Genomic DNA, 18,665 nt, shown 5'->3' on the forward strand with positions numbered 1-18,665 from the left:
TAGACTCGACCTTTGGCACCTTTGGCACGACCTTTGGCCAGCGCCGTTGGGCGAAGCCGCGCGGGAGCGAAGCGAAGCCTGGGGGCACCTCCCAGCGGTAGCTGGGGGACAATCGGAAGCACGGGAAGATATGTCGGCACCCAATAAGTCGTACGACCCTGTCGAGGTCGAGGCACTGAAACCGGAAGAGATCGAGCGGATGCGGGACGAGGCGCTCGCCGCCTTCGCCGCGGCCGCCGACCTCGAGGCCCTCCGCGAGGCGAAGGGCGCCCACATGGGCGACCGCTCCCCGCTGGCCCTCGCCAACCGCGAGATCGGCGCCCTGCCGCCGCAGGCCAAGGCCGAGGCCGGCAAGCGCGTGGGCATGGCCCGCGGCGCCGTGAACAAGGCCCTCGCCGCCCGTCAGGCGGAGCTGGAGGCCGAGCGCGACGCCCGCGTCCTGGTCGAGGAGGCGGTGGACGTCACCCTGCCGTACGACCGGGTGCCCGCCGGCGCGCGCCACCCGCTGACCACGATCGGCGAGCGCATCGAGGACGTCTTCGTGGCCATGGGCTACGAGGTCGCCGAGGGCCCCGAGGTCGAGGCCGAGTGGTTCAACTTCGACGCCCTGAACCTCGCGCCGGACCACCCCGCCCGCACCATGCAGGACACCTTCTTCGTGCGGGGCGCCAAGAAGGACGCCGACTCCGGCGTCGTGCTGCGCACCCACACCTCCCCGGTGCAGATCCGCTCGATGCTCGACCGCGAGCCCCCGGTCTACGTCATCTGCCCGGGCCGCGTCTACCGCACCGACGAGCTGGACGCCACCCACACCCCCGTCTTCCACCAGGTCGAGCTCCTCGCCATCGACGAGGGCCTGACCATGGCGGACCTCAAGGGCACCCTCGACCACATGGTGCGGGTGCTCTTCGGCGAGGACATGCGCACCCGGCTGCGCCCGTCGTACTTCCCGTTCACCGAGCCGTCCGCCGAGATGGACATGGTGTGCTTCGCCTGCCGCGGCGAGTCGGTCGGCAACCCCGACAAGGCGTGCCGCACCTGCTCCAGCGAGGGCTGGATCGAGCTGGGCGGCTGCGGCATGGTCAACCCCCGGGTGCTGATCGCCGCGGGCATCGACCCGGAGAAGTACAGCGGCTTCGCCTTCGGGTTCGGCATCGAGCGAATGCTGATGTTCCGCCACAACGTCGAGGACATGCGAGACATGGTCGAGGGTGACGTGCGCTTCACCAGGCCGTTCGGGATGGAGATCTGATGCGCGCCCCGCTTTCCTGGCTGCGGGAATACGTCGACCTTCCGGCCGGCGAGACCGGCCGCGACGTGCAGGCCAAGCTGATCGACGCCGGCCTCGAGGTCGAGCGCGTCGAGCAGCTCGGCGCCGACCTGACCGGCCCCCTCGTCGTCGGCAAGGTCCTCACCATCGAGGAGCTCGAGGGCTTCCGCAAGCCGATCCGCTTCTGCACCGTCGACGTCGGCACGGCCAACGGCACCGGTGAGCCGCAGGAGATCGTCTGCGGCGCCCGTAACTTCACCGTCGGCGACAAGGTCGTCGTCGCGCTGCCCGGCGCCGTGCTCCCCGGCGACTTCGCCATCGCCGAGCGCAAGACCTACGGCAAGGTCTCGCGCGGCATGATCTGCTCCGGCGACGAGCTGGGCATGGGCGACGACGGCACCCACGGCATCATCGTGCTCTCCAACGAGCACGAGGTCGGCGCCGACGCCATCGAGCTGCTCCAGCTCGTCGACGAGGTCCTCGACATCGCCGTCACCCCCGACCGCGGCTACTGCCTGTCGATGCGCGGCATCGCCCGCGAGGCCGCCACCGCCTACGGTCTGCCGCTGCGCGACCCGGCCCTGCTGGACGTGCCCGCGCCCAACAGCTACGGCTACCCGGTCGCCGTCGCCGACCCCGCCGGCTGCGGCCGCTTCACCGCCCGCACGGTCATCGGCATCGACCCCGAGGCCCAGTCGCCGATCTGGCTGCGCCGCCGCCTCCAGAAGGCCGGCATGCGCCCGATCTCGCTGACCGTCGACGTCACCAACTACGTGATGCTCGAACTGGGCCAGCCGCTGCACGCCTACGACCGCGCCCGCCTGGACGGGACGATCGGCGTGCGCCGCGCCCAGCCCGGCGAGAAGCTCACCACCCTCGACGGCACCAAGCGCGTCCTGGACGCCGAGGACCTGGTCATCGCCGACAACCGCGGCCCCATCGGGCTCGCCGGTGTGATGGGCGGCGCCGAGACGGAGATCGCCGACCACGCGGCCGGCGAGGGCTCCACCGACGTCGTCATCGAGGCGGCGCACTTCGACGCGGTCGCCATCGCCCGCGCCGCCCGCCGCCACAAGCTGACCACCGAGGCGTCCAAGCGCTTCGAGCGCGGCGTCGACCCGCAGGCCGCCTCGGCCGCCGCCCAGCGCACGGTCGACCTGCTGGTGCTGCTCGGTGGCGGCACCGCCGAGGCCGGCGTCACCGAGGTCGTCGCGCCCAGCGGGCCGCGCACCATCTCCATCCGCGCGGACCACCCGGACCGCGTCGCGGGCGTCGAGTACGGCCGCGAGACCGTCGTGCGCCGCCTCCAGGAGGTCGGCTGCGACGTCTACGGCCAGGACGAGCTGATCGTCACCGTCCCCAGCTGGCGGCCCGACCTCACCGACCCCAACGACCTCGCCGAGGAGGTCATCCGGCTGGAGGGCTACGCCAACGTGCCCTCGGCGCTGCCCGCGCCGCCCGCCGGCCGTGGCCTGACCCACCGCCAGCGCCTCCACCGCCGCGTCGGCCGGGCACTGGCCGGGGCCGGCTATGTCGAGGTGCTCAACTACCCCTTCATCGGTGAGTGGGCCCTGGACCACCTGGGCCTGGCCGCCGACGACCCGCGTCGCACCACGGTGCGCCTGGCCAACCCGCTCTCCGAGGCGGAGCCGGCGCTGCGCACCACCATGCTGCCGGGGCTCTTCGCCGCCCTGCGCCGCAACGACAGCCGCGGCGAGCACGACCTGGCGCTCTTCGAGACCGGCCTGGTCTTCGAGCCGACGGGCGAGGAGGGCGTCCCGGCGCGGCTGCCCGTCGACCGCCGTCCCACCGACGAGGAGATCGCCGGCCTCAACGCCGCGCTGCCCCGGCAGCCGCGCCGTGCCGCCGTCGTCCTCGCCGGCGCCCGCGAGCGGGCCGGCTGGTGGGGCCAGCAGGCCCGTCCGGCCGGCTGGGCCGACGCCGTCGAGGCGGGCCGCACCGTGGCCCGTGAGGCCGGCGCCGAGCTGATCATCCGTCAGGACCAGTCGGCGCCGTACCACCCGGGCCGGTGCGCCGTGTTCTCCGTCCTGATCGACGGCCAGGAGGTGGCCGTCGGCAACGCCGGTGAGCTCCACCCGCGCGTCATCAAGGCGTTCGGCCTGCCGGAGCGCGCCTGCGCCATGGAGATCGACCTCGATCTGCTGGAGCGGGCCGGCAACGGCGCCGTCCAGGGGCCGCACGTCTCCACCTTCCCGGTCGCCACCCAGGACGTCGCGCTCGTCGTCGACTCCTCGGTCCCGGCGGCCGACGTCGAGGCCGCCCTGCGGGACGGCGCCGGCGAACTGCTGGAGTCGCTGCGCCTGTTCGACGTCTTCACCGGCGCGCAGCTCGGCGAGGGCAAGAAGTCCCTGGCCTACGCGCTGCGCTTCCGCGCCGCGGACCGCACCCTGACGGCCGACGAGGCCTCGGCCGCGCGTGACGCGGCCGTGCGGGTTGCGGTGGAGCGCGTGGGTGCGGTGCTGCGCGGCGCGTAGCGCGTAGCGCCTGGCGGCGGGCCTGAGCGGCGACGGGGGCCGGGGTCACCCGGCCCCCGTCGTGCGGCTCGCTCACGGGCGTCGTCGCGGCGGCCGTGGCCGGGCGGTGGCGCATGAGCGCCGGGTCGGTACCGGAGTCTCGCGACCGCGGGCCGGCCTGGGCTGGTCGCGCCGTTCCCCGCGCCCCTTGCGGGGCGCAACGCGCCTGGGGCGCCCCGGAAATTCCGGGGCGCCCCAGGCCCGTTGCGCCCTCTTCCGGTCGGCCGGAGGCCGTCGGTATCCCCCGATCGGGTGGAAAATGCGGCCCAACCCTCCGCATCCGCTTGCGCGATCGCGAGAATCAGGCGCGTCTTTGCTGCTAGGGGGCCGACGGCATGATCCGTACACGAGCGGCTCGCTTCCGGCGGGGAATCGTGTTCGTGCTGCCCGGGCTGTGGGTCCTCGCGGTCGTCCTCTGGGAACTCCTCAGCCCCCTCGGCACCCGGTTCATCGAACTCCTCGCCGCCACACCCGCGATCGCCTGCGCCGGTACCGGGCGCCGCCAGTGCGTCCTGCTCGGCGGCGTCTGCGCGCTGCTCGCGCTCGCCCCGCCCGTCCCGTCCGGGCGCGCCGGGGCGGGCGGCAGGCTGGGCACGTGCGGCGCGGTCCTCGCCGTCGTCGCGGCGAGCTATCTGATCTCCGGCCGCACCCGCCGGCTCACCGGCGAGCTGGAGCGCGCCCGGGAGGTGGCGGTCACCGCGCAGACCGTACTGTTGCGCCCCCTGCCGCCCCTGCTCGACGGGATCGCTCTGGCGAGCCTTCATGTGTCCGCCGGCGAGGGGGCGCTCGTCGGCGGCGACCTCTACGAGGCGCTCGCCACCCGGTACGGCGTGCGCGTCCTCATGGGCGACGTACGCGGCCACGGGCTGCCCGCCCTCGGCACCGCCGCCGCCCTCCTCGGCAGCTTCCGTGACGCGGCGTACGACGAGGCGGAACTGCCGGACGTGCTGCGCCGCCTGGAGCGCGCCCTCCACCGGCACCTGCGGGACCGGGGGGAGCGGGGCACCGGCGGCGCGGCCCGGGACGGCTGGGACACCGAGGAGTTCGCGACCGTGCTCCTGCTGGAGGTCCGGGCGGACGGCGAGGTCGTGGCGCTCAACTGCGGCCACCCCTGGCCGCACCGGCTGGCCGGCGAAGGCGACGGCGTCGGCGTCGCCGGCCCCCGGCCCACCGTCGTGGGGCACGGCGACCCGCTGCCCCCGCTCGGGGTGTTCCCCCTGCCCGCCGGGCTGCCGCCCCTCCCGCTCACCCGGCTGTTCCCCGGTGACGTCCTGGTGCTCCACACCGACGGTGTCGAGGACGCCCGGGACGCCGAGGGCAGGTTCTTCCCGCTCGCCCGCGCCCTCGCCGAGGCCGCCCGGGACACCCCGCCCGCCCTCCTGACCCTCGTCGCCCGGGTGCGGGCCGCGCTGCTGCGGCACACCGGCGGGCCGGTCGCCGACGACTTCGCCCTCCTCGCCCTGCGGAACGAGCGCGGCCCCGGTCCGCTGGCCGCCGCCAGGCCGCCCCGGGCGCTCGTCGCGGGCTCCTGACGTGCGCCCGCGCCCATGGCCCGTTCACACCCCGTGCGAACCGATCTCCACTACGCTGATCCCACCGAGCGCACCGGAGGGCGGGATGGAGCCCAACACACTGCTCGACGCCATCCTCGACGAGGCGGGAATCTCCCACGCGAGCCTGGCCGCGCACATCAACGCGGCGGGCCGGGCCCGGGGACTGGCGTTGCGTTACGAACACACCGCCGTCGCCCGCTGGCTGAAGGGCCAGCGGCCCCGGGGCCAGGTCCCGGACCTGATCTGCGAGGTCCTGGGCGAGCGGCTGCACCGCGGGCTGACCCTCGACGACATCGGCCTGGGCACCCCCGGCACCCCCCGGGCGCCCGGCACCCCGCTGTCCGGGTTCGTCGATCGTGCCACCGCCCTGTGGCGCTCCGACGAGCAGCAGCGCGAGCACGTCGTCCGGGCCCCCGCCGTCACCGGGACCCCCGCCGTCATCCCCGTATGGGAGTGGGAGAACCCGCCCGAGGACGCCGATGTCTCCCGGCGCGGGCTGACCCGGGTCTCGATGACCGACATCGAGATGCTCCGCGCGGCCCGGGCCCACTACGAGCAGATGTACCGCAAGGCGGGCGGCGTGGCGACCCGCGCCCGGGTCGTCGGCTTCCTCAACGCCGAGGCCGCCCCGCTGCTGCGCGGCGGCTACTCCGACGCCATGGGCCGTCAGTTGCACCGGGCCACCGGGGGGCTGGTGGCGGTCGCCGGGATCTGCGCCTACGACTCCGACGCCCACGGCCTGGCCCAGCGCTACTTCCACCAGGCCCTGCGGCTCGCCAAGGCCAGCAACGACCGTGGCCTGGGCGCCTATGTGATCGCCCTCCTGGTCAACCAGTCGCTCTTCATGGGGGAGTACCGGCAGGCCGTCGCCTTCGCCGAGTCCGCGGTGCGGGCCGCCGGCCGGGACCTCACCCCGGCGCTCGCCGCCGATCTCTACGCGATGCAGGCCAAGGCCTACGCCCGGCTCGGCGACGGCCAGGGGGCGCTGGGCTGCATCCGGCGCGCCGAGGCGGCCGCCGAGCGGATCCACCGGGGGATGGAGCCCGCCGAGACCGGCTACGTCCAGCCCGGACTGGTGAACGTACAGGTCGCGGAGGCCCTGCTGAGCCTCGGCGACCTCGGGCCCGCCCGTGAGCACGCGGACCGGGCCGTCGACACCCCCGCCCACGACCGGGGCCGTGTCCACCGGCTCGCCATGCTCACGCACATCGAGCTGCGTCAGGGAGACGCGGACAAGGCGGTGGCCACCGCGCGGGAGATGACCGAGCAGGCGAGAGGCATGGAATCGCAGCGCTTACGGGACCGGCTCCGTGCGGTGCGCGAGCACCTGATCGAAAGTGGGTGCGCGGCCACGGCCGAGGCCGCCGAGATGATCGACGGGGCGCTGCGCGTGCCGTTGTGAGAGAGGTCGCCAGGACGGCGCCCGGGAGGTGGCCACCTCGGCGGAAGGTGGCAGAACGTTGCGTTGGAAGAATCTCAGGGAGCTGACCGTCTACGAGAACCGCTGGTTCCAGGTCAATCTCGCGGACGTCGAACTGCCCGACGGCCGTCATCTCGACCACTTCCTCATCCGGTTGCGGCCCGTCGCCGTGGCCACCGTGGTCAACACGGCCAATGAGGTCCTGCTGCTGTGGCGGCACCGTTTCATCACCGACAACTGGGGCTGGGAGCTGGCGGCCGGGGTCGTCGAGGACGGTGAGGACATCGCCGCCGCCGCGGCCCGGGAGATGGAGGAGGAGACCGGCTGGCGGCCGGGCCCGCTCAGGCACCTGATGTCCGTCGAGCCGTCCAACGGGCTCACCGACGCCCGGCACCACATCTACTGGGCGGACGAGGCCGAGTACATCGGCGACCCGGAGGACGGCTTCGAGTCGGACCGCCGTGAGTGGGTGCCGCTCAAGCTGGTGCCGGACCTGATCGCCCGCGGCGAGGTCCCGGCCGCCAACATGGCCGCCGCGCTGCTTTTGCTGCACCACATGCGGCTCGGCTGAAGCGCTCCCCGCGCCCCGAAGGGGCGCGGGGAACTGCGCGACAGGCCACGGACGGCCCGCAGACGGGCACGCTCACCGGCCGCCCACGGTCTGCCATACGGTCAAAGCCAGCGCAGCGACCCCCGTGAGGGCGGCCAGCGACGGCAGCGGCCACCGGCCGTGCTCCAGGGCCCTTAGCCGCTCGGCGACTTCGGCGAGGTCTCGTTCCGCCTGCTCGCTCCGCTGGCCGAGCAGGGCGAGCCGGCCGTCGATGCGGACGACGCCGACGTCCAGGCTGCGGCGGAGCTCCGCGAGCTCCGCCGGAGTGGTGGCGGTGCGCTCGGGATGGATGGTCACGGTCCGTACCCCTTTTCGAGAAGACGCTGTCGGTGCGACGATCCGAGTCAATCGCGCGGACAGGCGGGGCGGGAGCGTGTGCGGAGGGTATTCGCGGGTCACCGGCGCACACCCCGTGTGAAGGCGGGGCGGGCGCCGGTGGTCACGGTCAGTAGGTGTAGAAGCCGGAGCCCGTCTTGCGGCCCAGCCGGCCCGCGTCGACCATCCGCTGGAGCAGCGGGGGAGCGGCGTACAGGGGCTCCTTGTACTCCTCGTACATGCTGTCGGCCACGGAGGCGACGGTGTCCAGGCCGATGAGGTCGGAGAGCCGGAGGGGGCCCATGGGGTGGGCGCAGCCCAGCTCCATGCCGTTGTCGATGTCCTCGCGGCTGGCCATGCCGGACTCGAACATCCGGATGGCGGAGAGCAGATACGGGATGAGGAGGGCGTTGACCACGAAGCCGGAGCGGTCCTGGGCGCGGATGGCGTGCTTGCCGAGCACCTTGCCCACGAGCGCCTCGGCGCGGTGGATGGTGTCGTCGCTCGTGGTGAGCGCCGGGATGAGCTCGACGAGCTTCTGCACCGGGGCCGGGTTGAAGAAGTGGATGCCGATGACCCGGTCCGGGCGGGAGGTGGCGACGGCCAGCTTCACCAGCGGGATGGAGGAGGTGTTGGAGGCCAGGATGGCGTCCGGGCGGGTCACCACCTGGTCGAGGACCTGGAAGATCTCGGTCTTGACCTGCTCCTTCTCCACCACGGCCTCGATCACCAGATCGCGGTCGGCGAATTCGCCGAGGTCGGTGGTGAAGCTCAGCCGGCCCAGGGTGGCGTCGCGCTCCGCTTCGGTGATCTTGCCGCGTTCGGCGGCCTTGCCGAGGGAGTTGGTCAGCCGGGTGCGGCCCAGCTCCAAGGCCTCGCCGGTGGTCTCCGCGACCTTGACGTCCAGGCCGGCCCTGGCGCACACCTCCGCGATGCCCGCGCCCATCTGGCCGCAGCCCACCACTCCGACGCGTTCGATGTCGGTCACCACATCGTGCCTTTCGCTGATCTTCGGTCGACCGGCGGAGGACCGGAGGTCATCCGGCTGCCGCCCTGGAAAAGACGTTACTCCGCGCGGGGCGGTGGCGAGGGGGCCGGGGCGGGCATGCTCTGCGTGAAGGGTGTGACTCACGCGACAGCACCGGAAGAAGGAGCATCCGCATATGGGGCGTTTGACGCGAAGAGGGTTCACCGTGACCGCCGCGAGCACCATGGCGGCGCTGCTGACCACGACGGGTGAGGCGGCGGGGGTCGAGGTCGCGGGGGCGGGCGAGCGGACGGGGCGGACCCAGGGGCGGGAGTTCCGGGGCATGTGGATCGCGACCGTCGTCAATGTCGACTGGCCCTCGCGTCCCGGGCTGCCCCCGGAGCGGCAACGGGCCGAGCTGCTGGACCTGTTCGAGGCGGCGGTGGCCCGGCGGCTGAACACCGTGATCCTTCAGATCCGGCCGACGGCCGACGCCTTCTGGCCCTCCCGCTTCGAGCCGTGGTCGGAATATCTGACCGGCATTCAGGGACGGTCGCCCGGCTGGGATCCGCTGGCCTTCGCCGTGCGCGAGGCCCACAAACGCCGTCTGGAGCTCCACGGTTGGTTCAACCCCTACCGCATCGCCAACCACACCGACCCCGGACGGCTCGTGCCCACCCATCCCGCGCGGATCCACCCCGAGTGGGTGGTGCCCTACGGCGGGAAGCTCTACTACAACCCCGGGCTGCCCGAGGTCCGCCGGTTCGTCCAGGACGCCCTGCTCGACGCCGTGTGGCGCTACGACCTCGACGGCGTCCACTTCGACGACTACTTCTACCCGTATCCCGTGACCGGCCAGACCTTCGACGACACGGCCGCCTTCGAGCGGTACGGCGCGGGCTTCCCCGACCGGGCGGCCTGGCGGCGCGACAACATCGACCGCCTGGTACGCGAGACGGGCGAGCGCCTCAAGCGCCGCAAACCGCACGTGCGCTTCGGGATCAGCCCGTTCGCCGTCTGGCGCAACCGCACCACGGACCCCCGGGGCTCCGACACCAAGGCCGGGGTGCAGACCTACGACGACCTCCACGCCGACACCCTCGCCTGGGTCCGCCGGCAGTGGATCGACTACATCGTCCCGCAGTGCTACTGGCACATCGGCTTCGCACCCGCCGACTACGCCACGCTGGTGCCCTGGTGGGCGGAGGCCGTCCGCGGCACGAACGTCCAGCTCTACATCGGCGAGGCCCTCTACCGGGCGGGCGACCCCGCGCAGCCCGCGCCCTGGCAGGACCCGGCCGAGCTCTCCCGGCACATCGCGCTGAGCCGCCGCCATCCGGAGGTGCGCGGCAACGTCTACTTCTCGGCGCGGAACGTCGTCGCCGACCGCATCGGGGCGATGGCGCGCGTGGTGAAGGACCACTACCCCCACCGCGCGCGCCCGCCGCGCTAGAGCCGTCTAGAACTGCTCGCTCGCCTTGCGGTGGTCCACGATGGAGTCGGGGCCCGGCGACATGATCGTCTCGTGCCCCTTGTCGTCCCGCACCCGGTAGGGCGGGTTGCCCTTGGGCCCCAGGACCTCCACGATCTCCACGGTGTGGTCGTGCTGCCCGACGACCCTGCCGTGCACCACCAACCGGTCGCCCTTCTTCGCTTCCATCGACGTGACCCTTTCGCCGGGGACGGACAGGTGCGCTCTCGGATACTCCCAGCCTAAGGTGACCGGCGGTATAGGGCGCGTTCAGGAATGGCCGGTGCCCGCCGTCGCGCCCGCGGCGTCCGCCACGGCCTCCCGCAGCCATCGGTGGGCCGGGTCGGTGTCCACGCGTACGTGCCAGGCCATGCCCAGGGCGACCGGCGGCAGGGACAGCGGGATCTCCCGGACCACCAGCGGCACGGCCTGGGCGACATGGGTGGCGACCGCCGCGCCCACCAGCGCCAGCGCGTCGGAGCGCAGCGCCAGGAAGCAGGCCGTGACGTGCGACGGCACCGTCGTGAGGATCCGGCGGGTCAGCCCGAGCTCGGCCAGCCGCTCGTCGACGACGCTGTGGAGGAGCCCCCGCCGGGTGACCGTGATGTGGGGGAGCGCGGCGAACCGCTCGACGGTCAGCGGCCCGGCCGCGTGCGGCGCGTCGGCGCGGCAGACCGCGACATGGTTCTGCGGCGGCAGCGGCCGGCTGCGCACGTCGTGCGGGAGCTCGGGCAGCTGACCGATGTCCAGGTCGACGCCGTCGCGCAGATCGGCGGGGTCCTCGTCGCCCTCGGGCAGGATCCGCAGCTGGACGCCGGGCGCCTCCCGGGCCACGCGGGCGGTGAGCGGCGGGCCGAGGACGACGGCCGACGCGTCGTTGGTGCGCAGGGTGAACCGCCGCTCCACGGTCGCGATGTCGACCTCCGGCGCGGGCCGCAGCGCGGCCAGCGCCCCGGCGAGGGCCGCCTCGACCGACGGCCGCAGCTCCCGCGCCCGGGGGGTGAGGGCCAGGCCGCGCCCGGCCGGGACCAGCAGCGGATCGCCCAGCACCCGCCGCAGCCGGCCGAGGGTGCGGCTCATCGCCGAGGCCGAGACGTTCATCCGGGCGGCGGCGCCCGTCACGCTCCCCTCCCGCAGCAGGGCGTCCAGGGCGGGGAGAAGATTCATGTCGGGCAACTGCATGAGGGGTATCGTTGCACGCCGCTCACAGGTCGCGGGGAACTGCGCGATCAGCCACCGACGGCCCGCGGTCGGACGACAGCGGATGCGGCAGGGCGCTCAGGACGCCGTGAAGACCAGCGACGCATTGTGTCCGCCGAAGCCGAAGGAGTTCGTGAGCGCGGCCGTCACCGCGCCCCGGCGCGGCCCGCCCGCGACGACGTCGAGCCCCACCTCGGGGTCCAGGGTCTCGAGGTTCGCCGTGGCGGGGACGACGCCGTCGCGGACCGCCAGGATCGCGGCGAGCGCGCCGACCGCCCCCGCCGCGCCGAAGAGGTGTCCCGTCATCGACTTGGTCGCCGTGACGGACGGGTGGAGCCCGATGGCCTCGGTGACCGACCGCGCCTCGACCAGGTCGCCCTGGGGCGTGGAGGTCGCGTGGGCGTGGACGTGCTCGATGTCCCGGGGGGAGAGCCCCGCCGAGGCCAGTGCCAGGCGCATCGCCCGGACCTGGCCCTCGGGGTGCGCGGCGGTGATGTGGAACGCGTCCGAGGTGACCCCGGCCCCGGCGAGCCGAGCGTGGGCGCTGGCCGCGCGGGCGGCGGCGAACTCCGCTCGCTCCAGGACGACCACGGCGGCGCCCTCGCCGATGACGAAGCCGTCGCGGCCGGCGTCGAAGGGACGGGACGCCAGGGCGGGCGCGTCATTGCGGGTCGAATGGGCCTTGGCCTGCGCGAAACCGGCGATGGGCAGCGGGGCGATACAGGCCTCCGTGCCTCCCGCGACCACCACGTCGGCCCGGCCGAGCCGGATCAGGTCCAGGCCCATGGCGATGGCCTCGGCGCCGGACGCGCAGGCGCTGACCGGGGTGTGGGCCCCGCCCCGGGCGCCCAGCTCGATGCTGACCCAGGCGGCGGGCCCGTTGGCCATCAGCATGGGGACGGTGTGGGGGGAGACCCGCCGCACCCCGGACGCCTCCAGGACGTCGTCCTGCCCGAGCAGCGTCAGCGCGCCGCCCGTGCCCGTACCGATCACCACGGCCAGCCGCTCCGGCTCGACCTCGGGCCGGCCCGCGTCGGCCCACGCCTCCCGGGCGGCGACGAGCGCGATCTGCTCACAGCGGTCCATCCGGCGGGCCAGCACCCGGTCCAGGACCTCGGCCGGCTCGGACTTGAGCCGCCCGGCGATCCGCACGGGCAGCTCCGCCGCCCACTCCTCCTCGATCGGGCCGATCCCCGACTCCCCGGCCAGCATCGCGGCCCAGGTCGAGGCCACGTCCCCGCCGAGCGGCGTCGTGGCACCCAGACCCGTGACCACCACATCCTTGACATCGCTGCTCATGGACAACCCCCTTTGTGGTAGGGATATAACTCCCCGCCCGGGAAGCGGGCAGGGAGTGATCAACTCACTGGCCACTCTTCCAGGGGTTTTCCGGCAGAACGGATGCCGTGATCCACGGAGTCGGGTTCCGGGGATTTGTAGGGTCCGGTGATTTACTCCACGGGCTTGAGGTTGGCCCCGCCCGAGCGGCGGGCCTGCAGCTCGGGGGCGAGGGCGGCCCAGATCTGCTTGTCGTGGCGGACGCCGTCGAAGGGCCAGTACTCGCGCCGCACACCTTCGAGCGCCATGCCGAGCCGCACGGCGACGGCGGAGCTGCGCTCGTTGTCGGCCCGGCAGTGCCATTCGGCGCGGTGCATCCCCCGCTCGGTGAAGGCCCAGTCCAGCAGGGCGCGGCACGCCTTCGTGACCAGGCCCAGTCCCTCGGCGGCCGGCTCCAGCCAGCAGCCGATCTCGCAGGAGCCGAAGGTGATGTCGAAGTCCACGAACATCACGCCGCCCACGAGCGTGCCGTCGAGCCAGATGCCGTACAGGCGGGCGCCGTCCGCGGCCTGGCGCTCGGCGTAGCGGCGCAGAGTGCCCCGCGCCCCGTCGAGGTCGTCGGTGACGAAGGCCGGCCCGACCCACGGCCGGATGTGCTCGCGGGCCCGGTCCATATGGGCCGCGAACTCCTCGGCGTGCCATATCTCCAGCGGGCGGAGGTGGGCGTCGTCCCGCAGTGGAAGGGAGAACATGGTGACCCCATTCACATAACAAGTGTTACGGATATGTACGGTGGCAGCATGCCACGTACCAAGGGAGATCACGAAGCCCGGCGGCGCGAAGTCTCGGAGGCGGTCTGGCGGGTGCTGGCCGCGCACGGCTTCGGCGGGCTGACCCTGCGTGCCGTCGCCACCGAGCTCGGCGCGACCACCGGTCTGCTCACCCACTACTTCCCCGCCAAGCGCGACCTGGTCGCGTACGCCCTCGACCTGCTCGCCGAGCGCACCGCCTCCCGCCCCCGGCGCGCGGCCGGGGAGGGGCTGTCCGCGGTGCGGGCCGCCCTGCTGGACATCCTTCCGCTGACCGCCGAGGCCACCGCGAGCAACCGGATCTGGGTCTCCTCCTGGGACACCGCGCTCGCCGACCCCGCGCTGAGCGACGACTACGGCCGGAAGTACGCCGAGGGCCGCGGCAGGCTGCGCGACCTGGTCGCCGCGGCCCAACGGCTGGGCGAACTGCCCCCGGGCGACCCGGAGCGCATCGCGGCCGGCGCCCAGTCCTTCGTGCTCGGCCTGGTGGTGCAGGCGCTGTTCAGCCCCACGACGTTCCCGCCCGAGCGCCAGGCGGAACTCCTCGACGACTACCTGGCGGCGCTGAGCTGATTCCACCGCAGCGGGGTGATCTCCATGCCCCGGCGGGGCACGACGAGGGCATTGCATAAAACTGCCGCTATTCGTATAGTCATGCCATCACCAAGGAGGCGTCGATGGCGGCGATACACGCGGCAGTGGCCGGAGCGAGCGGATACGCGGGCGGGGAAGTGCTGCGCCTGCTGCTGGGGCACCCCGAGGTCCGTATCGGCGCGCTGACCGGGAACTCCAACGCCGGCGCCCGGCTCGGCGGCCTCCAGCCGCATCTGCCGCAGCTCGCGGACCGGGTGCTGCTGCCGACGGGGACCGAGGCCCTCGCCGGGCACGACGTCGTCTTCCTGGCCCTGCCGCACGGGCAGTCCGCCGCCGTCGCCGACGGGCTCGGCGAGGACGTCCTGGTCGTCGACTGCGGGGCCGACTTCCGGCTGAAGGACGCGGCCGCGTGGGAGCGCTTCTACGGCTCCCCGCACGCGGGCACCTGGCCGTACGGGCTGCCGGAGCTGCCCGGCGCGCGGGACGCGCTGCGTGGTGCCCGGCGGATCGCCGTTCCGGGCTGCTACCCGACCGCCGTTTCCCTCGCGCTCTTCCCCGCGTACGCCGCCGGGCTGGCCGGTCCCGAGGCCGTGATCGTCGCCGCGTCCGGCACCTCCGGCGCCGGCAAGGCCGCCAAACCGCACCTGCTGGGCAGCGAGGTCATGGGCGCCATGAGCCCGTACGGCGTCGGCGGCGGCCACCGGCACACCCCGGAGATCGTCCAGAACCTCTCCGCCGCCGCGGGCGAGCCCGTCACCGTGTCCTTCACCCCGACCCTCGCCCCCATGCCCCGCGGCATCCTCGCCACGTGCAGCGCCAAGGCCCGGCCCGGCGTCACGGCGGACACCGTGCGCGCCGCGTACGAGAAGGCCTTCGCCGGCGAGCCGTTCGTCCGGCTCCTGCCGGAGGGGCAGTGGCCCTCGACCGCGTCCGTCCTCGGCTCCAACACGGCCCTCGTCCAGGTCGCCCTCGACGAGGCGGCGGGCCGCATCGTCGCCATCAGCGCCATCGACAACCTCGCCAAGGGCACGGCCGGCGGTGCCGTGCAGAGCATGAACATCGCCCTCGGGCTGCCCGAGGAGCTGGGACTGCCCGCCACCGGGGTGGCGCCATGACCATCCGGCGCGCGGTCGCCACCGCGCTCGCCCGGCTCACGCCGTGCGCCTCGGGCGCCCCGGGCACCCCCCGCACCCCGCGCACCCTGTGCGACAGATCCCCGTCCGGCCGTCGGGCCGGAAACCAGGACCCGAAGAAGAAGACGACGGCAGTCGGCAAGGAGAAGCAGTGAGCGTCACAGCGGCGAAGGGCTTCACGGCGGCGGGCATCGCCGCCGGGATCAAGGAGAGCGGACAGCCCGACCTGGCCCTCGTGGTCAACCAGGGCCCCCGCCTGGCCGCAGCGGGCGTCTTCACCGCCAACCGCGTCAAGGCCGCCCCCGTCCTCTGGTCCCAGCAGGTCCTGAGGGGCGGTCAGGTCTCCGCCGTCGTCCTCAACTCCGGGGGCGCCAACGCCTGCACCGGGCCGGAGGGCTTCCAGGACACCCATGCCACCGCCGAGAAGGCGGCCGAGGCGCTGGGGCACAGCGCCGCCGAGATCGCCATCGCCTCCACCGGCCTGATCGGCGTCCGGCTCCCCATGGACAAGCTGCTGCCCGGCATCGAGAAGGCCGCCGCCGAACTCTCCGCGCACGGCGGCGAGAAGGCCGCCATCGCCATCAAGACCACGGACACCGTGCACAAGACGGCCGTGGTCCAGGGCGACGGCTGGACCGTCGGCGGCATGGCCAAGGGCGCGGGCATGCTCGCCCCCGGCCTCGCCACCATGCTCGTCGTCCTCACCACCGACGCCGACGTCGACGCCGCCGGCCTCGATGCCGCGCTGCGCGCCGCCACCCGGACCACCTTCGACCGGGTCGACTCCGACGGCTGCATGTCCACCAACGACACCGTGCTGCTGCTCGCCTCGGGCGCCGCCGGCGTCACCCCCGGCCAGGACGCCTTCACCGAGGCCGTACGGGCCGTCTGCGACGACCTCGCCCGCCAGCTCATCGGCGACGCCGAGGGCGCCAGCAAGGACATCCGCATCGAGGTGATCAACGCCGCCACCGAGGACGACGCCGTCGAGGTCGGCCGCTCCATCGCCCGCAACAACCTCCTCAAGTGCGCCCTCCACGGCGAGGACCCCAACTGGGGCCGCGTCCTCTCCGCCATCGGTACCACCTCCGCCGCCTTCGACCCCGACCTGCTCAACGTGGCCATCAACGACGTCTGGGTGTGCCGCAACGGCTCGGTCGGCGACGACCGCGATCTCGTCGACATGCGGTACCGGGAGGTCCGCATCACCGCCGACCTGTCCGCGGGCTCCGAGGCCGCGATCATCTGGGCCAACGACCTCACCGCCGACTACGTCCACGAGAACAGCGCGTACTCCTCATGACCACCACGGACAGCGGCGACACGACCGCGACGACGACCACCGCGACCACCGCGACCGCACCCACCGACCGCATCGCGGGCACTGCGGGCGCGGGCGGCACCCGCCGGCACACCGCCCTGCCCAAGGCCCGCACCCTCGTCGAGGCCCTGCCCTGGCTGACCCGCCATCACGGCAAGACCGTCGTCGTGAAGTTCGGTGGCAACGCCATGGTCGACGAGGAGCTCAAGGCCGCCTTCGCCCAGGACGTCGTCTTCCTGCGGCACGCCGGCCTCAAGCCCGTCGTCGTCCACGGCGGCGGACCGCAGATCAGCGCCCAGCTCGACCGGATGGGCATCGCCTCGGAGTTCAAGGCCGGGCTGCGGGTCACCACGCCCGAGGCCATGGACGTCGTCCGGATGGTCCTCGCCGGGCAGGTGCAGCGCGAGCTCGTCGGCCTGCTCAACCAGCACGGCCCGCTGGCCGTCGGCCTCACCGGCGAGGACGCCCACCTGATGACCGCCACCAAGCACTACGCCGAGATCGACGGCGAGCGCGTGGACCTCGGGCGGGTCGGCGAGATCACCGCGATCGACCCGGGCGCCGTCCAGGCCCTGCTCGACGACGGCCGCGTCCCCGTCGTCTCCTCCATCGCCCGCAGCGCCGACGACGGCGACGTCAACGGGATCTACAACGTCAACGCCGACACCGCCGCCGCCGCGCTCGCCGTGGCGCTCGGCGCCGAGACGCTGATGGTCCTCACCGACGTCGAGGGCCTCTACGAGGACTGGCCGCACAGCGACGAGGTCATCAGCCGGCTCACCGCGAGCGAACTGGAGCGGCTGCTGCCCGAGCTGGCCAGCGGCATGGTGCCCAAGATGGAAGGCTGCCTCTACGCCGTGCGCAACGGCGTCACCACGGCGCGGGTGATAGACGGCCGCGTCCAGCACTCGATCCTGCTGGAGATCTTCACGGACGAGGGCATCGGCACCATGGTCGTGCCGGACCCGGAGGGGCAGTCATGACGACCAACGCGGAGCTCACCAGGCGCTGGCAGGGCGCCCTGATGGACAACTACGGCACGCCCGCGATCCCGCTGGTGCGCGGCGAGGGCCCGTTCGTCTGGGACGCCGACGGCAAGCGCTACCTGGACTTCGTCGGCGGCATCGCCGTCAACGCCCTCGGCCACGCCCACCCGGCCGTCGTCCGGGCCGTGTCGGACCAGATCGCCACCCTCGGTCACGTCTCCAACCTCTTCACCGCCGAGCCGACCGTCCAGCTCGCCGAGCGGCTGCTGGCGCTGGCCGGCCGCCCCGGGCGGGTCTACTTCGCCAACTCCGGCGCGGAGGCCGTCGAGGCCGCGTTCAAGATCGGGCGGCGGACGGGCCGGCCGCACATGGTGGCCGCCCGGGGTGGCTTCCACGGCCGCACCATGGGCGCCCTCGCCCTCACCGGCCAGCCCGCCAAACAGGACCCCTTCCTTCCGCTGCCGGGCGACGTCACCCACGTGCCGTACGGGGACACGGAGGCGCTTCGCGCGGCCGTCACCACCGAGACCGCGATGGTCGTCCTGGAGCCCGTCCAGGGCGAGAACGGCGTCGTCGTGCCCCCGGCGGGCTATCTGGCCGCCGCCCGGGAGATCACCCGCGCGGCCGGGGCCCTGCTGGTGCTGGACGAGATCCAGACAGGTATCGGCCGCACCGGACACTGGTTCGAGCACCTGGCGCAGGGCGTCGAACCGGACGTCGTCACCCTCGCCAAGGGCCTCGGCGGCGGGCTGCCCATCGGCGCGACCCTGGCCTTCGGGCCCGCCGCCGAGCTGCTGACACCTGGTCAGCACGGCTCCACCTTCGGCGGCAACCCCGTCGCCTGCGCCGCCGCGCTCGCCGTCCTGGAGACCCTGGAGAGCGACGGGATCCTCGGCCGGGTCAAGCGCGTCGGGGGTCTGCTGAGTGACGGGATCGCCGCGCTCGGCCACCCCCTCGTCGACCACGTCCGTGGTACCGGCCTGCTGCTGGGTATTGTCCTTGGCGAGCCCCTCGCACCGAAGGTGCAGCAGGCGGCCCAGGAAGCCGGCCTGCTGGTGAACGCGGTCGCGCCCGATGTGGTGCGGCTGGCCCCTCCGCTGATCATCACCGAGGATGAGGCGGAGACGTTCCTCCGGACGCTGCCCGGCGTCCTGGACGCCGTCGCCGACGGGGCCCACGGGGAACGACGATCCGGAGACTGACG

Annotated in this window: 18 protein-coding genes; 12 read left to right on the forward strand and 6 right to left on the reverse strand. The window is 73.5% G+C overall.

The window, feature by feature from the left end:
• Positions 1-130: 130 nt before the first annotated feature.
• The 5 genes from pheS (at position 131) to ACFYZR_RS12920 (ending at position 7,348) form a co-directional block, all read left to right on the forward strand.
• Positions 131-1,252: a phenylalanine--tRNA ligase subunit alpha gene (pheS, locus tag ACFYZR_RS12900; RefSeq protein WP_391909100.1), complete on the forward strand. Its 1,122-nt coding sequence runs from the start codon at positions 131-133 to the stop codon at positions 1,250-1,252.
• A complete protein-coding gene (pheT, locus tag ACFYZR_RS12905; protein WP_391909103.1) occupies positions 1,252-3,765 on the forward strand; it encodes a phenylalanine--tRNA ligase subunit beta in 2,514 nt (837 codons plus the stop codon). The genes pheS and pheT overlap by 1 nt, the downstream gene beginning before the upstream one ends.
• Before the next feature lie 374 nt (positions 3,766-4,139).
• Positions 4,140-5,336: a PP2C family protein-serine/threonine phosphatase gene (locus ACFYZR_RS12910; protein ID WP_391909106.1), complete on the forward strand. Its 1,197-nt coding sequence runs from the start codon at positions 4,140-4,142 to the stop codon at positions 5,334-5,336.
• An 85-nt stretch (positions 5,337-5,421) separates the two neighbouring features.
• Positions 5,422-6,759, forward strand: coding sequence for a tetratricopeptide repeat protein (locus ACFYZR_RS12915; RefSeq protein WP_391909109.1), 1,338 nt, complete (start codon positions 5,422-5,424; stop codon positions 6,757-6,759).
• A gap of 58 nt (positions 6,760-6,817) precedes the next feature.
• Positions 6,818-7,348, forward strand: a complete 531-nt coding sequence (locus ACFYZR_RS12920; RefSeq protein WP_391909111.1) for an NUDIX domain-containing protein — start codon at positions 6,818-6,820, stop codon at positions 7,346-7,348.
• 72 nt (positions 7,349-7,420) lie between these two features.
• Here ACFYZR_RS12920 and ACFYZR_RS12925 read toward each other — a convergent pair whose 3' ends face one another.
• Both ACFYZR_RS12925 and ACFYZR_RS12930 read right to left on the reverse strand, forming a co-directional pair.
• The gene (locus ACFYZR_RS12925) at positions 7,421-7,684 is read right to left on the reverse strand and encodes a hypothetical protein (RefSeq protein WP_391909113.1); all 264 of its coding nucleotides are present in this window, start codon (positions 7,682-7,684) and stop codon (positions 7,421-7,423) included.
• A gap of 148 nt (positions 7,685-7,832) precedes the next feature.
• Positions 7,833-8,690 (reverse strand): 3-hydroxybutyryl-CoA dehydrogenase, encoded by an 858-nt coding sequence (locus ACFYZR_RS12930; RefSeq protein WP_311610282.1) that lies wholly within the window; start codon positions 8,688-8,690, stop codon positions 7,833-7,835.
• 175 nt (positions 8,691-8,865) lie between these two features.
• Between ACFYZR_RS12930 and ACFYZR_RS12935 the strand changes: the two genes are divergently transcribed.
• Positions 8,866-10,122, forward strand: coding sequence for a glycoside hydrolase family 10 protein (locus tag ACFYZR_RS12935; RefSeq protein ID WP_391909116.1), 1,257 nt, complete (start codon positions 8,866-8,868; stop codon positions 10,120-10,122).
• A gap of 6 nt (positions 10,123-10,128) precedes the next feature.
• On the opposite strand, the gene ACFYZR_RS12940 is transcribed toward ACFYZR_RS12935, so the two are convergent.
• The 4 genes from ACFYZR_RS12940 to ACFYZR_RS12955 form a co-directional block, all read right to left on the reverse strand.
• Positions 10,129-10,329, reverse strand: a complete 201-nt coding sequence (locus tag ACFYZR_RS12940) for a DUF1918 domain-containing protein (RefSeq protein WP_391909119.1) — start codon at positions 10,327-10,329, stop codon at positions 10,129-10,131.
• Between the two features lie 81 nt (positions 10,330-10,410).
• Positions 10,411-11,322: a LysR family transcriptional regulator gene (locus ACFYZR_RS12945; RefSeq protein ID WP_391909122.1), complete on the reverse strand. Its 912-nt coding sequence runs from the start codon at positions 11,320-11,322 to the stop codon at positions 10,411-10,413.
• A gap of 96 nt (positions 11,323-11,418) precedes the next feature.
• Positions 11,419-12,639 carry a beta-ketoacyl-[acyl-carrier-protein] synthase family protein gene (locus ACFYZR_RS12950; protein WP_391909125.1) on the reverse strand — a complete coding sequence of 407 codons (1,221 nt, stop codon included), beginning with the start codon at positions 12,637-12,639 and terminating at the stop codon, positions 11,419-11,421.
• A 152-nt stretch (positions 12,640-12,791) separates the two neighbouring features.
• Complete coding sequence (locus ACFYZR_RS12955; protein WP_391909129.1) at positions 12,792-13,370, reverse strand: GNAT family N-acetyltransferase; 579 nt, start codon at positions 13,368-13,370, stop codon at positions 12,792-12,794.
• 48 nt (positions 13,371-13,418) lie between these two features.
• Here ACFYZR_RS12955 and ACFYZR_RS12960 point away from each other — a divergent pair, with 48 nt between their 5' ends.
• From ACFYZR_RS12960 to ACFYZR_RS12985, 6 genes are all read left to right on the forward strand, one after another.
• Positions 13,419-14,000, forward strand: a complete 582-nt coding sequence (locus ACFYZR_RS12960; protein WP_391909132.1) for a TetR/AcrR family transcriptional regulator — start codon at positions 13,419-13,421, stop codon at positions 13,998-14,000.
• 104 nt (positions 14,001-14,104) lie between these two features.
• Positions 14,105-15,136 carry an N-acetyl-gamma-glutamyl-phosphate reductase gene (argC, locus tag ACFYZR_RS12965; RefSeq protein WP_391909135.1) on the forward strand — a complete coding sequence of 344 codons (1,032 nt, stop codon included), beginning with the start codon at positions 14,105-14,107 and terminating at the stop codon, positions 15,134-15,136.
• Positions 15,133-15,309 carry a hypothetical protein gene (locus ACFYZR_RS12970; protein ID WP_391909138.1) on the forward strand — a complete coding sequence of 59 codons (177 nt, stop codon included), beginning with the start codon at positions 15,133-15,135 and terminating at the stop codon, positions 15,307-15,309. The genes argC and ACFYZR_RS12970 overlap by 4 nt, the downstream gene beginning before the upstream one ends.
• Positions 15,306-16,457 carry a bifunctional glutamate N-acetyltransferase/amino-acid acetyltransferase ArgJ gene (argJ, locus tag ACFYZR_RS12975; RefSeq protein WP_391909141.1) on the forward strand — a complete coding sequence of 384 codons (1,152 nt, stop codon included), beginning with the start codon at positions 15,306-15,308 and terminating at the stop codon, positions 16,455-16,457. The genes ACFYZR_RS12970 and argJ overlap by 4 nt, the downstream gene beginning before the upstream one ends.
• Positions 16,454-17,458 (forward strand): acetylglutamate kinase, encoded by a 1,005-nt coding sequence (gene argB / locus ACFYZR_RS12980; RefSeq protein WP_391909144.1) that lies wholly within the window; start codon positions 16,454-16,456, stop codon positions 17,456-17,458. The genes argJ and argB overlap by 4 nt, the downstream gene beginning before the upstream one ends.
• On the forward strand, positions 17,455-18,663 hold the full coding sequence (locus ACFYZR_RS12985; RefSeq protein ID WP_391909147.1) for an acetylornithine transaminase: 1,209 nt from the start codon (positions 17,455-17,457) through the stop codon (positions 18,661-18,663). Before argB ends, ACFYZR_RS12985 begins: the two co-directional genes overlap by 4 nt.
• Positions 18,664-18,665 lie beyond the last annotated feature (2 nt).

This window comes from Streptomyces sp. NPDC001678 (assembly GCF_042892945.1).
Taxonomy (GTDB): Bacteria; Actinomycetota; Actinomycetes; order Streptomycetales; family Streptomycetaceae; genus Streptomyces.

Bases quoted from the DNA above. Each gene is read 5' to 3' on its own strand.
- ACFYZR_RS12935 (WP_391909116.1), top strand. From the start codon at position 8,866: ATGGGGCGTTTGACGCGAAGAGGGTTCACCGTGACCGCCGCGAGCACC.
- ACFYZR_RS12955 (WP_391909129.1), bottom strand. From the start codon at position 13,370: ATGTTCTCCCTTCCACTGCGGGACGACGCCCACCTCCGCCCGCTGGAG.
- ACFYZR_RS12960 (WP_391909132.1), top strand. From the start codon at position 13,419: ATGCCACGTACCAAGGGAGATCACGAAGCCCGGCGGCGCGAAGTCTCG.
- pheS (WP_391909100.1), top strand. From the start codon at position 131: ATGTCGGCACCCAATAAGTCGTACGACCCTGTCGAGGTCGAGGCACTG.
- ACFYZR_RS12985 (WP_391909147.1), top strand. From the start codon at position 17,455: ATGACGACCAACGCGGAGCTCACCAGGCGCTGGCAGGGCGCCCTGATG.
- ACFYZR_RS12950 (WP_391909125.1), bottom strand. From the start codon at position 12,639: ATGAGCAGCGATGTCAAGGATGTGGTGGTCACGGGTCTGGGTGCCACG.
- ACFYZR_RS12970 (WP_391909138.1), top strand. From the start codon at position 15,133: ATGACCATCCGGCGCGCGGTCGCCACCGCGCTCGCCCGGCTCACGCCG.
- ACFYZR_RS12945 (WP_391909122.1), bottom strand. From the start codon at position 11,322: ATGCAGTTGCCCGACATGAATCTTCTCCCCGCCCTGGACGCCCTGCTG.
- argC (WP_391909135.1), top strand. From the start codon at position 14,105: ATGGCGGCGATACACGCGGCAGTGGCCGGAGCGAGCGGATACGCGGGC.
- pheT (WP_391909103.1), top strand. From the start codon at position 1,252: ATGCGCGCCCCGCTTTCCTGGCTGCGGGAATACGTCGACCTTCCGGCC.
- ACFYZR_RS12915 (WP_391909109.1), top strand. From the start codon at position 5,422: ATGGAGCCCAACACACTGCTCGACGCCATCCTCGACGAGGCGGGAATC.
- ACFYZR_RS12910 (WP_391909106.1), top strand. From the start codon at position 4,140: ATGATCCGTACACGAGCGGCTCGCTTCCGGCGGGGAATCGTGTTCGTG.
- ACFYZR_RS12940 (WP_391909119.1), bottom strand. From the start codon at position 10,329: ATGGAAGCGAAGAAGGGCGACCGGTTGGTGGTGCACGGCAGGGTCGTC.
- argB (WP_391909144.1), top strand. From the start codon at position 16,454: ATGACCACCACGGACAGCGGCGACACGACCGCGACGACGACCACCGCG.